The 12,782-nt window shown below is 51.7% G+C and carries 11 protein-coding genes; 6 read left to right on the plus strand and 5 right to left on the minus strand.

Translation table 11 applies throughout. The annotated features are described in order from the left end of the window. Window positions 1-46 precede the first annotated feature (46 nt). Genes thiO through KME12_01725 form a run of 3 tightly spaced genes read right to left on the minus strand, consistent with a single transcriptional unit; the run spans window position 47 to window position 2,905 of the window. Window positions 47-2,080, minus strand: a complete 2,034-nt coding sequence (gene thiO / locus KME12_01715) for a glycine oxidase ThiO (GenBank protein MBW4486485.1) — start codon at window positions 2,078-2,080, stop codon at window positions 47-49. A gap of 40 nt (window positions 2,081-2,120) precedes the next feature. Then, on the minus strand, window positions 2,121-2,534 hold the full coding sequence (locus KME12_01720; GenBank protein MBW4486486.1) for a hypothetical protein: 414 nt from the start codon (window positions 2,532-2,534) through the stop codon (window positions 2,121-2,123). A 32-nt stretch (window positions 2,535-2,566) separates the two neighbouring features. Then, on the minus strand, window positions 2,567-2,905 hold the full coding sequence (locus KME12_01725) for a (2Fe-2S)-binding protein (protein MBW4486487.1): 339 nt from the start codon (window positions 2,903-2,905) through the stop codon (window positions 2,567-2,569). A 108-nt stretch (window positions 2,906-3,013) separates the two neighbouring features. Between KME12_01725 and cimA the strand changes: the two genes are divergently transcribed. Then, window positions 3,014-4,678: a citramalate synthase gene (gene cimA / locus KME12_01730; protein MBW4486488.1), complete on the plus strand. Its 1,665-nt coding sequence runs from the start codon at window positions 3,014-3,016 to the stop codon at window positions 4,676-4,678. 171 nt (window positions 4,679-4,849) lie between these two features. Here the strand turns inward: cimA and KME12_01735 are convergent, their stop codons facing one another. Beyond that, complete coding sequence (locus KME12_01735; protein MBW4486489.1) at window positions 4,850-6,064, minus strand: glycosyltransferase; 1,215 nt, start codon at window positions 6,062-6,064, stop codon at window positions 4,850-4,852. A gap of 29 nt (window positions 6,065-6,093) precedes the next feature. Next, window positions 6,094-7,062: a carotenoid biosynthesis protein gene (locus KME12_01740; GenBank protein ID MBW4486490.1), complete on the minus strand. Its 969-nt coding sequence runs from the start codon at window positions 7,060-7,062 to the stop codon at window positions 6,094-6,096. Window positions 7,063-7,543: 481 nt separating this feature from the next. Here KME12_01740 and KME12_01745 point away from each other — a divergent pair, with 481 nt between their 5' ends. The 5 genes from KME12_01745 to mltG all read left to right on the plus strand — a co-directional run bounded on the left by KME12_01745 (window position 7,544) and on the right by mltG (window position 12,770). After that, window positions 7,544-8,743, plus strand: coding sequence for a F420-0:Gamma-glutamyl ligase (locus tag KME12_01745; GenBank protein ID MBW4486491.1), 1,200 nt, complete (start codon window positions 7,544-7,546; stop codon window positions 8,741-8,743). Window positions 8,744-8,899: 156 nt separating this feature from the next. Then, window positions 8,900-10,294 carry a GNAT family N-acetyltransferase gene (locus KME12_01750; protein ID MBW4486492.1) on the plus strand — a complete coding sequence of 465 codons (1,395 nt, stop codon included), beginning with the start codon at window positions 8,900-8,902 and terminating at the stop codon, window positions 10,292-10,294. 65 nt (window positions 10,295-10,359) lie between these two features. Then, entirely contained in the window at window positions 10,360-10,830 is a 471-nt protein-coding gene (gene ruvX / locus KME12_01755) for a Holliday junction resolvase RuvX (GenBank protein ID MBW4486493.1), read from the plus strand. 201 nt (window positions 10,831-11,031) lie between these two features. After that, complete coding sequence (locus KME12_01760; protein MBW4486494.1) at window positions 11,032-11,583, plus strand: DUF3727 domain-containing protein; 552 nt, start codon at window positions 11,032-11,034, stop codon at window positions 11,581-11,583. 56 nt (window positions 11,584-11,639) lie between these two features. After that, complete coding sequence (gene mltG, locus KME12_01765; protein ID MBW4486495.1) at window positions 11,640-12,770, plus strand: endolytic transglycosylase MltG; 1,131 nt, start codon at window positions 11,640-11,642, stop codon at window positions 12,768-12,770. Window positions 12,771-12,782 lie beyond the last annotated feature (12 nt).

Here is a 12,782-nt window from a genome sequence, read left to right on the forward strand (position 1 = left end):
GTTAGAAAGAGTTAGAAACTGAAAAATGCTCAAATTTACTTCAGATCTACTGAGTAATGGTGCCTGTGAGAGGTGAGCTAGCGCTGGCGTAGCTTTTCACCGGAATACGGCCTGCTAGGTAAGCTAACCGACCTGCTTCCGCTGCTAATCCCATGCCTCTCGCCATTGCTACCGGATTTTGCGCTTCGGCGATCGCGGTGTTAATCAATAAAGCTGAAGCTCCCATTTCCATTGCCTGAGCGGCTTCGCTAGGTGCGCCTAAACCTGCATCTACCACGACAGGCACTTGGGCGTTCTCAATAATGATCTGGATATTGGCAGCATTTTTGATGCCTTGCCCAGAGCCAATTGGGGAACCTAAAGGCATTACCGTGGCACAGCCTACTTCTTCCAACCGTTTAGCCAAAAGGGGGTCAGCGTTGATGTAGGGCAACACGGCAAACCCTTCTTTGACCAGTTGCTCTGCCGCTTCTAGAGTGCCAATGGGGTCGGGTAGCAGGTATTTGGTATCTGGAATCACTTCCAATTTGACAAAATTATTATCTTCCTGGCCCAAGAGTTTTGCCATTTCTCGGCCTAAACGGGCGACCCGAATCGCTTCCTCTGCCGTTTTGCAGCCTGCAGTGTTGGGCAACATCCAGATTTTGCTCCAGTCCAGTGCTTCGGCTAAGCCTTCATGGCCTGGGGCTTTAGTTTGCACTCGTCGCACTGCCACCGTCACAATTTCACAACCACTCGCCACGACACTCTGCTGCATGTCGGCAATGCTGCGATATTTGCCAGTCCCCGTCATCAGTCGGGAGCGAAAGGATCGCCCAGCAATTACTAAGGGGCTATCTAGCGTCGTGATATCGGCTTGGGGTAAAGGAGGAGCAGCGTGAGTTAACACAGAATTAGACCTTGGGAGAACGTGGGTAGAAGAACTAAGGGCAGCAGGAGTTAAAGCTGCTAACGAAACAGGGGGAGTCGAGGGTTTCGTTTGATGAAAGCGCTGCCAACTAAAATGCTCCAGCAATGGATCGAGTTGTTGGGCGATCGCATCGGCAATCAGTTGAGCGGTGATTGGGGCTAATAAAATACCATTCCGGTATTGCCCTGTGGCAAGTAGCAGGTTAGCGCAACCACTGGTTCCTAAAATTGGCAGCTCATCAGGCGTTGCGGGCCGAAAACCCCACCACAACTCTTGTAAGGCGAACTCTTGTAAGGCTGGATACAGTCGGATGGCTTGTGCAAGTAGCTGCTGAATGCCTGCGGGGGTATTGTTGGGAGTAAAACCAACCTCTTCACTGGTAGCTCCAATAATAATGCGACCATCTTGGCGCGGCACGATGTAAAGATCGGAGCCAAACAGAACTCGTCGTAATGCTAAGCCCTGAGGTGAGTCAGGTGACTTTACCGCTAACATTTGGCCTTTGCGAGGCTGCACTGGAATCGGCAGTAGTTCATTCGACCAAGCCCCTGTGGCTAAGACGTAATGTTTGGCTTGCCAATCTCCTACAGAAGTTTGGACGCTGACGACTTGGCGCTGTTGCTGCTGAATGGCTTGGACGCTGACGCCATCCTGAATATTCACGCCGAGGGTTTGGGCGGCAATCCACAAAGTTTGGGTGAGGGCGCGGTTATCGACTTGGGCATCTTCTGGAAACCACCAACCGCCCACTACCTCTGAGCCTAAACCTGCCTGGTATTGGTGAATTACAGCTTGATCTAGCCATTGCGCTTCGGTTCCGGAGGCTTGGGCGATCGCAGCGGCCTCTCTTAGAGCTGCTCTGGCATCTGTTGCGTAGACGGGAGCCAAAATGCCACAAGGCCAATAGCCTGTCTTGGCACCCGTCAGTTCCTCCAGCTTGCGAATCCACTCTGGGTAAAGTTGGCGCGATCGCAAGCACAACTCCAGCATTGCCCCTGGAGGAATGCCTTCGGCTTGAGGTGCTAACATCCCCGCAGCGGCGTGAGCGGCGGCTTGCTTAAAGTCACGGCTGAGAATTGTCACCGTTGCTCCCCGCAATTTCAGCTCAATCGCGATCGCAAGGCCAACGATGCCGCCGCCAATGATAAGAACGTCACTGGTTGTATTCATGCAACAAGCTGAAATTGAGTCACAATTAACCAAGTTAGGATTACCAAAGCGCTGGAACTGGCTTACTACCTGCACCTACAGCCCTAGGAGCGGTTGTAGTAGTGCCGCCACCAGCACTCGATCCGGTGGTGCCTGTAGCGGATGTACCACTGGGTTGGGTGGTCGTTGTGGTGGTTGTGGTGCCAGAAGTACCTGTACCAGAAGCAGCGGTACCAGAAGCACCTGTATTAGAAGTACCTGTTTGGCTGGCAGGGACTGATCGGGTGGGTTGATTCGTTGAACCTTGAGTAGTTTGGCCCACACTCCGCACTTGACCCGCAGGAGCAGCACTGGAAGAAGGATCGGCTGGCCCTCCAATCTGTTGAGCCGAGTTGCGAGAGCGCAAGGCAATGAATGCTCCCAGCAAGATAGCAAAAACTATCAGTCCAATTACCGCTTTTAGTAAGTCATTCATTGGTGTTTTCCTTCCCCAAACCTTTCTTCAGTCTATCCTTCTGGAGTCCACAGCGGTTGAGTGCCTTGGCCCCAAAATCCATCAAACTTGGTGACTCGAATATCCCCTAGCACTTTGGTTTGACAGGCCAGTCGGCGATTTTGGCTAGTGTCATGGGGTGGCAAAGACCGCCGAGTGCGATCGCGCCAGTTGGGTTCCGCAACCTCGCCCTCAACCTCAACGGCACAAGTACCGCAGCTACCTAAACCATGACAGTTGATGAAGCTGGCGTTGCCATTATGCAAAGCAACGTTATTTTGAAGCAAAACCTGACGGAGATTGGCTCCGCGATCGCAGATAAATGTTTTCCCTTGAGCTGTAATCTGCGGCATAATTTTGAGCTACGTGAACCAACGATCACCTTACAGCTTTAAAGTTTAAATTTCTCTACGCTTTTTGAAACATTTTAATTCCATCCTTCCTCAGCTTTGGCTTCTTCCATGACCTCACCATCTTCTCCCCAGCTTTGGATCTACGACACTACCTTGCGAGATGGGGCTCAACGCGAAGGGCTATCTCTATCCTTAGAAGATAAACTCCGCATTGCCCGCCAACTCGACCAACTAGGAGTGCCGTTTATTGAGGGAGGATGGCCCGGAGCGAATCCCAAGGATGTGCAGTTCTTCTGGCAAATCAAAGAAACACCACTGGCTCAAGCGGAAGTGGTGGCGTTTTGTTTTACCCGTCGTCCCGGAAAAACTGCGGCCACTGACCCGATGCTGCAACCCTTGCTAGCCGCAGGCACTCACTGGGTGACGATTGTGGGCAAATCCTGGGATCTGCATGTGACTGAAGGGCTAAAAACGACGCTAGAAGAAAATCTAGCGATGATCCAGGACACGATCGCCTACCTCCGCAGCCAAGAGCGACGAGTGATCTACGATGCGGAGCACTGGTTTGATGGCTATAAGCACAACCCCGACTATGCCCTAGAAACTCTAGAAACAGCGATCGCGGCGGGGGCTGAGTGGTTGGTTTTGTGTGACACCAACGGTGGAAGCTTGCCCCACGAAATTAGTCAAACTTTGCGAGAGGTCAAACAGCGCTTAAGGGAACGGCAGGTCGCTAGTGGCCAAGGTGTTAATGCTCCCTTACCCCCTTTGGGCATTCATACCCACAACGATACAGAGATGGCCGTAGCCAATGCGATCGCAGCAGTGATGGAAGGGGCACAGATGGTACAGGGTACGATCAACGGCTATGGCGAACGCTGCGGTAATGCCAACCTTTGCTCTCTGATTCCTAACCTGCAACTGAAACTGGGCTACTCCTGCCTAGCACCGGAAAAACTGGCAACTTTGGCTCAGATGAGTCGGTTTGTCAGTGAAGTGGTGAACTTGGCTCCCGATGACCATGCTCCTTATGTAGGACTGTCTGCCTTTGCCCATAAAGGGGGCTTGCATGTCAGCGCCGTAGAGCGCAATCCCATCACTTACGAGCATATCCAGCCAGAGTTAGTCGGCAACAACCGCCGGATTGTCATCTCTGACCAAGCAGGGCTGAGCAATATTTTGGCGAAGGCCCGGAGCCTCAGCATTGAACTTGACCCTCAAGACCCCACCTATCGCCAAATTCTGCAACACCTGAAAAATTTGGAGCATGAAGGCTATCAATTTGAAGCCGCCGAAGCCAGCTTTGAGCTATTGATGCGGGAAGCGCTAGGCCAACGACAGCAGCCATTTCAACTAAAGAGTTGGCAAGTTCACTACCACATGATGCCTGACACCGATCCCGCTCAAAGTTTGTCTCTGGCGACGGTGAAATTAGCAGTAGATGGCCAAGATATCCTAGAAGCAGCAGAGGGAAATGGTCCAGTGTCAGCTCTCGATACCGCTCTGCGTAAAGCCTTGGTGAACTTTTACCCAGAAATTGAGAGTTTTTACCTCACCGATTACAAGGTGCGGATTTTGGATGGCGGGTCGGGCACGTCTGCCAAAACTCGCGTGCTGATTGAATCGAGCAACGGCTATCAACGCTGGACGACGGTCGGCGTCTCGACCAATATTCTGCAAGCGTCTTACCAGGCTGTGGTGGAAGGGTTAGAGTACGGCCTGCTACTGCAATGCCCCGCTAAGCTAGCGCTCCCCACAGCCCCACAAATCTAACGGGGTGAAGTAGTGGTAACTTCGTTGAGAAACAAAATCGGAAAGGCTCCAACCCCTGGTGCTAGCCCCGCTACAAGGCTACCGAGCACTCCCAAATAAAACACAGGCAGTTGAGCGAGGCTTTAGGCTTTGGAGCATGGCAGTAAAGCTAGAGGAACTCAAGGAAGTCGGCTACGTTTGACTGTAAGTCCGCCCGCGCCACTGAATTGAGGTTTGGGTAGACGACAACCAAATGCGGAGCACTGCCAAGGGGTCGGCTAAGGGAGAGAGCCAGAATAGCCAAGCTGCTTTAGCCTGGGTGAAATCGTAAGAAGGTGCGATCGCCCAGAGCAATCCAACCCGCATGACTAGCAAGCCCAGGTTTAAGCCTAAAGCCGCAACCACAGGTAAAGAACCAATTCCCAGACTGACCCAGCTCAGCAAAATCAGCGTTAAGGGCACTGGTAATCCCTGCACAGCGGCGAGTAGCCATAGGTCACCCCAAATCTGACCACGGGCTGCTGCATCCTTGAGGTCGAGCGATCGCCCCCATTCGCGCCAAGTCTCCGCTGCTCCTTCGTACATTCGTACCTTCAGCAACTTGGAGCCATCAAAGAATCCCACCTTGGCGCCTTGGGCAGCCGCATAACGAGCCAGCGTGACATCATCACAGAAGGAGTTGCGAGCACTACTGTAACCGCCTAGCGCTGCCAAAACCGATCGACGGCTCAGGAAGCATTGCCCATTCGCCATGACTCGCTCGGCTGAATTGTTAGTTTCTCCGGCAGGACCAAAGCGATACACCAACGTCATCAATAGAGCGGGTTGCAGCCACAGCTCTCCCGGATACTTCAAGATGAATTGGGGTGCCAAGGAAAGAATGTCGTAGCCTTCCGCGATCGCGGTCTTCACCAAACTGCTAACTAAGCCAGGGTTTAGGTGAGTATCAGCATCTATCCCTACTACCCAATCGCTTTGTTCCGAGCTTTGGACGAAGCCCGTATGTAAAGCCCAAGGCCGCCCTACCCAACCCGGAGGTAACGGATCATCCGTCAGCAACCGGAAGCGCGGATCTGCTTGACCCGCTCGTTTAACCAGATCTGGAGTGCCATCTTGAGAACGGCTGTCCACCACCAAAACTTCTCGCACTTCATAGCTTTGCTGGCTCAAACTGGCGAGACAAGGCCCAATTCGTTCTGCTTCGTTGAGCGTAGGAACGACAATGCTGACCTTTCCCAGCAGTTCTGGACTAGGTTTCTGAGGCTGTAAGGGAGGGTGACGATTGGGACCGCGCAGCAAACGGGACAGCAAAATCGCGACAGCAGGAACTTGTAGCAGTAGCAGGACAAGGGCGATCGCTCCGGTAACAGAACCATCTCCTTGTCCACTGAACGCTACCGGAGTCAAAGCGAATCCATACAAAACGAAACTGAGATTCACTTCGAGCCGAGTTCCATAGGCGCAACAGACAAGTCACTTGCCAGACTAATCGCTGGTTCGCTGACTTCGCCGACAAAAGGTAGCACTGCCTCTGTCGTATCCCCAAGCTGGGCAATGCTAGTAGCGGGGGCCATGCGCCATAGAATCAATGCTGGAGCTACGCCAAGCGCCAAGCCTAATAGCACTGGAATCCAGATGCCTGCGGCCAAGCTCATAATCATCGCGAAGGCGAAATTGCTGAGGTAAATAGCCAAAGGTAGCTGTAACTGTTGCCGATTCAAGGCGATGGGAGCTTTACCCCACAGTAGAGCTGCCACACTCATGAAGACCGCTCCAGTTCCCCACCAACCCGCAAAGTTTTGGTAAGGCATGCCAAAGAACGCGCCCGGTTGCTTCCATTCCCAGAAAGGAACTGCCGTTTGGCTCATGGCAGGGTCTAGCACAAAGTCCCAAGAGGTAAGCAGCAAGGCACCTAGGGCGATCGCTAACCCACTCCGTACCCATCTGGGTAACTTGGTCTGTTGGCTGGCTTCCAAACCCACGCGGGCCAATAAATAAGAAGCGCAACCGAGGTAAAACCAAGACAAAGGAATCGTGAACGGCACCAAGCCCGCAATCTTGTAACCTAAACCGCTCAGATAACCGTAGTCACCAAAGGGGAAACCAGTGCTAGTGCCCAAAAGCTCACTAGAAAGAGAAATGCAGACAGAAGGCACCATAAACGCCAGCCAACGCTGCCAGCCCAAGGTCCGATAGGTGTAGATGGCAACGGCGATCGCTCCTAGCAGAATGTAAACTACGCCGCCCCCAGCCATACTCCACTGAAACAGGGTTTGCCCTGCCGGAGGTAACATCAGAACAAACTCTGGGTGGGGTAAAACCAAGAGCAATCCAGCTAGTCCAAAGGCCATGGCTACGACATGGGCAATTAAACTGGAGCGCTCAGCAGTCACAAGTTGCTTCATACAGACTCCTCAGAAACCAAAGCACTCTGTGAGTGCATCCTAAAAGTTTACAAACGTTTAAGAAAAATCTATCGACTCAGTTCGCCAGGTTCGAGCCAGCACAGAAGCTATACGGACAAATTTGGATCAACTCCAAGCTCTGCTAGTTATAGCAATCTCCAGCCGCTCAAACTTGATTCACTCATCATAATAAGTTTTGTAAACCTAAGGCGAGAAAAAAGCTGTTCGTTTCGGAACATCTGATACTGGCTTGAATAATGAGGCTATCCGCTAAAGGCTTCAGTCTAGGGGGAAACTTGCCAAAGATTGCGATTTTTCCCACTGTCAAGAACTCATTTGTTCTATAGACTTAAAGACGCATTGCTTGAGTTCGTGGCCTTGGTTAGATCTCAGGCTGCCTTAAAGTGGTTTGATTGCAACCAATTTGCACTAGTTAGTTTTAGTTAATTGATTTAGTTAATTGATCGAGGGTTGGGCGACTGTGGGGAGTATCGGAATTGGTTTAGGAGCAGCAGCGCTACTCGTTGGCCTGGGAGGCTTAGCGCTAGAGAGTCAATACCGTCGTCGTCCTGGAAATGACCTAGATCTGACCTCAGGCAACTGGCAACTAGAGGTGTACGAACCTCAACGGTATGTTCTGGTTGGTGAGTTGGAGCTGTGCAATCGTACTCGCAGCTTAGAAATTATGGTGCCAGAAGTTCAGGCTCAGGTGAAATTGCTGTCCAAGGCGAGCCTAGAGGGCGTGACCTACACCACAAGGGTGGTGCCCAATCATGCGGATGTCCCCGCTAGGCCTGATGACTACTGGTTTGGCTACATCGTTAAAATTGGCAAGTCTACCCGTCTGCAAGTTGTTGTGGAGATGCAAGGTGAAGACCTAACACCCCTTCAAGTTGCCTGGATTCAAATTCGCTACGTCACCTATGGTCCAGAGGGACGCATTCCTAAAGTGCGGCATGTGATTGTGCCTCTGCAATTCCCGACCCCTGAAACCGCTCCCTCGCGCTGGCGACCTGCCACCAATGCCGATGTGTTACCCATCCGTACGCATCTTCTGACCCACTTAGATGATCCGGTTGAGGTGATCAAGCGCTACGTCGCGCCTTACTCGCAACCCGGAGATGTGGTTACCCTCGGAGAAAGCCCAGTGGCAATTATGCAAGGGCGATTTCGACACCCCACACAAGTTAAGCCTGGTTGGGTTGCTAAGCGATTGTGTTACTTCTTCTTGCCCACTTCTAGCTTGGCGACTGCTTGTGGGTTGCAAGCCTTGGTGGATATTGTGGGGCCTGGGCGAGTGGTCTTTGCGTTTGTGGTGGGCGCGATCGCCAAAATCTTTGGTAAACCGGGGATGTTTTACCAACTGGCTGGGGAGCAAGCTCGCCTGATCGACGATGTAACGGGCACTCTGCCTCCTTACGACCAATTTATTGTCATGGGGCCAGAAAACCCGCAGCAAGTGGTTGACGAGATCTACCGGGAAACAGGGTTACTGGCTGCGATCGTAGACGTGAACGATTTAAAAGCAGTTAAGATATTGGCAGCATCCCCTGGCCTAACTCAAACCTTTTTGGAGCAGGCATTAATCAGTAATCCCGCCGGAAATTCTGACGAACAAACGCCCATCGTTTTGATTCGACCCACTGATGCCAACGGAAGCGTCAAGCCAGCAGTTAGCTGAGTCAATTGATGGCTCTTTGACTGCTTCTATTCGTTCAGTCTGGTTGTCTCGGCGACTTAGAGCCGTGAGTTTGGGTTGATGAAAAAGCTCTACAGGGGTAGATGAAGACTTCGGGCCTTAGCTGTTACCCTAGGCTTAACTGTAGCCTTACCTGTCATGACTTCAGTCTCCCAAAACTCCAACTCTGTGATTCGTCCAGTCCAGCACCAAGACCTGGATATTGTTGAGCCGTTGTTTGTGGAGGCTGCGATCGCAGACAATCACAGCAACTTGGATGCCGTGCAGCGACGTTTGCAGCAAGTGCGGCGTTGGTATGGGCTGTTCAAATTTCTCAGCTTGTTTCCCAATCCGTTTCAATATCGTTTCTTTACCTATGTGGCGGAGCAAGATCATCAAGTGCGAGGTGCCATTCAAGTGTCGCCGTTTAATCGCACTCGTAGCACTTGGCGGGTAGAGCGAGTGGGAGTGGTGGAGACGGAATCTCAGACTCAAGGGACAGGCTCCCAACTGCTGCGGTCTTGCTTTGAGGCGATTTGGGAAGCGCGAACTTGGCTGCTAGAAGTCAACGTCAATAACAAAACGGCTTTAGCCCTCTATCGCCAAAATGGGTTTCAGCCGTTGGCTCAACTGACTCACTGGGCGATCGCGCCAGAGTTACTGCAAGAGCTAGCTGAGCGCGAACCGGATCTACCTAACTTGCTACCTGTGAGTAATGCTGATGCGCAGTTGCTGTACCAACTTGATACAGCAGCAATGCCACCTTTGGTACGACAGGTGTTCGATCGCCACCTACACGACTTCAAAACCAGCTTGTTTGGGGCGCTGCTAGAAGGCGTCAAGCAATGGGTTAATCAGACTGAAGTGGTCAGCGGTTACGTATTTGAACCCCAGCGCAAAGCTGCGATTGGTTATTTCCAAATTCAACTGTGTCGCGATAGTTCCCAAAACCACCAGGGGCAGTTAACTGTTCATCCCGCCTACACCTGGCTGTATCCAGAGCTATTATCTCAGATGGCCCGGATTGCCCAAGATTTTCCGGCGCAAGCGTTGCTCTTGTCTTCGGCTGACTACCAACCCGAACGCGAAGAATATTTAGAGCGGATTGGCGCAACTCGCACCGAGCATACGCTGATGATGTCGCGTTCTGTCTGGCACAAATTGCGAGAAGCTAAACCAGTCTCACTAGAAGGGTTGCAGCTATCCGATGTTTTGCAAGGCTTTCAACCTGCGCGTAAGCCTGTGCCTGGTCGGATGTCTCTCCCCAACCTGTGGCAAAGCGACAAAACTGCTGATCCAGCCGAAGCTCCTTTAGCTTACAGCGAGACTCCTGACGCTGAAACCGCAGCGCGATCGCTTTCTACACCAGAGCTATCTGCCGTAACACCTCCATCTCCACCTGTTCCAGAAGCACCTGCCCGCAAGTTAGGCTTTTCGATCGGTCGAAACTTTTGGGGCAAACGCCGCATCTTCACTAGCAAAAAAGAGCTAAAGCTCAACCCGGTGCCAGAAATTCATTTTCCTCAGGGACATCAAAATGATTCCTGGTGCTAAGCTGGCTGAGTTGATGCAGTTCACTCCAGCCAAATCGCTAAGGCTGCCCTAGGAATTAACCAAGCATGGCGAGGATTTCAGCTCTAGGTTTAGATGTCGGTAGAAAACGCATTGGCGTGGCGGGTTGTGATGGCACGGGGCTGATTGCAACTGGGCTAACGACGATTGAGTACAAATCCTTTGCTCAGGTATTAGACCAGCTGAGAGACTTAATCCAGCAGCGTCAGGTAGAAGTTTTAGTTGTAGGTTTGCCCTATTCGATGGATGGAAGCTTGGGTTTTCAAGCCAAGCAGGTGCAAAAGTTTGCCAAACGGCTCACGGCTGCTCTGCAACTGCCAGTGGAATATATGGATGAACGACTCACGTCATTCCAAGCGGAGCAGTTGTTGCAGGCTGAAAATATTTCCCCATCGCGGAATAAAGCATTAATCGATCGCAAAGCTGCGGCCATAATTCTGCAACAATGGTTAGATCAGCGCCGCTCCCAAAAATTCCTGGATTCTGCCATGACAACCCCAAACTCTGCACTGATGTAGTATGCTGGCTTCGCCACTTCTACGTTGCAGTACTTGGTTTTTCAACCTCATTCATAGGGTTGGACTTAAAATGCTGGCGGCTCAATGGCGGTCAACCATGCTGCAAAGTGTCTGCGTAGGCGATACTTTTCAGAGGAAAGCGCGAATAATTGCAGGAGAAATCCGATGACTGAGTCAAATATGGATCGAGAAGGCGCAGGCATGCCCGAAGAAGATTTTGATGCTCCTACTGTCGTTCTCACAGATGACACCGGGCGATCGCTAAACTGCTATATCGAGCATTCGATCGATATTGAGGAACAAGAGTACGTATTTCTTCTCCCCATTGACTCTCCCGTCGAAATTTTTGCTTGGCAAGAAGAAGGAGATGAGGAAGAAGCCATTCCAGTCGAAGACGAGGCAGAAATCGAGCGAATTTTTCCCATCGCCCGTGCGGTTTTGCAAGAGCAGAACTTGGAACTCAAGCGGACTGCCGTCACTCTTACGGTTGAGGGAGATTTGCCCGAACTCAATGAGGAAGATGTAGAGGTGGCTGACGAAGGGGATTCGGGTGAGCACGAAGAGTTGCAGCTGCTTGCTAGCTTCTATGATGAAGAGCAAGAGTATGCCATTTATGCACCGCTTGACCCATTTTTTATTCTGGCTAAGATGGATGCCGAAGGGCAGCCCAAATTACTCTCTCCAGAAGAATTAAGCAAGATTGAACCGATGTTGCCCATGATCGAAGATCAACTCTTTGATGAGATGGAATAAGGCTGAGTTGAGCCTTGCACGCACCTACCGGGAAACGTGATTCACTCAACCAAACCATGAAAGCAGTCCAACGTATTTCCAAGTGGTCATTTTACTTATTACTCCTGCCTGCAGTTCTAGGTTTGTCTGCCTGGCAGGGGTGGGCCTGGTGGAGTTGGGCCAGCGCCCCGCCCTTGAAGGTGACGGCCTCAACCCCAACTTCGACCACAGCTGTAGAAGGTAATAAAGCGGTTCGAATTCAAATTCCACCTGGCACGCCAGCGCAACAAATTGGCCGCGACTTAGAGGGGGCAGGATTAATTCGTTCGGCCACTGCTTGGGATTTATGGACGCGCTGGTTATCTTTCCAAAATCGTCAGGGTGGCTTTCAAGCAGGAACCTATGAGCTGTCGCCTGCACAGCCTTTGCCCGCGATCGCCGACAAAATTTGGGCTGGGGAGGTAGTACAAGCTAGCTTTACCATTCCTGAAGGCTGGTCGCTCCAACAAATGGCTGCTTACTTTGAATCGCAGGGTTTTTTCAAAGCTCAAGAATTTCTCACCGCTGCTAGCCAAATTCCCCAAAATCAATATCCTTGGTTGCCAGTAGGGTTGCCCCACTTGGAAGGCTTTTTGTACCCTGACACCTATCAGTTGTCGGACGACCAAATTACGCCTCAAGCTGTGTTGGAACAGATGCTCAACCGTTTTGAGCAAGCTGCCTTACCCCTTTACCAAGGAACTCAGCAACAAACCAAACTGAGTTTGCTGGAGTGGGTAACTTTAGCCAGCATTGTGGAACGAGAAGCAGTGATTCCTGCCGAACGGCCCCGGATTTCTGGGGTATTTACTCAGCGTCTGCAACAAGGCATTCCCCTAGGCGCTGATCCAACGGTGGAATACGGCTTGGGAATTCAACAAACACCTGACCAGCCCCTGACGCTAGCTCAAGTCAATACAGCGTCGCCCTACAACACTTACCTCAATGCAGGACTACCACCCACACCCATCGGCAGTCCTGGCCTAGCAAGTCTAGAGGCAACTCTGAAGCCTGAAAAAACGGAGTATCTCTACTTCGTGGCTCGCTATGATGGCACGCATGTGTTCAGCCGTACGTTAGCAGAGCATGAGGCTGCCCAAGCTCAAATTCAGGATGGGCGGGCTGCTGCACGTAATGCCGAGGCAGAAAACCCCTCGAAAACACCCTAGAGCCGTGAGTAG

The organism is Trichocoleus desertorum ATA4-8-CV12 (assembly GCA_019358975.1).
Classification (GTDB): domain Bacteria; phylum Cyanobacteriota; class Cyanobacteriia; order FACHB-46; family FACHB-46; genus Trichocoleus; species Trichocoleus desertorum_A.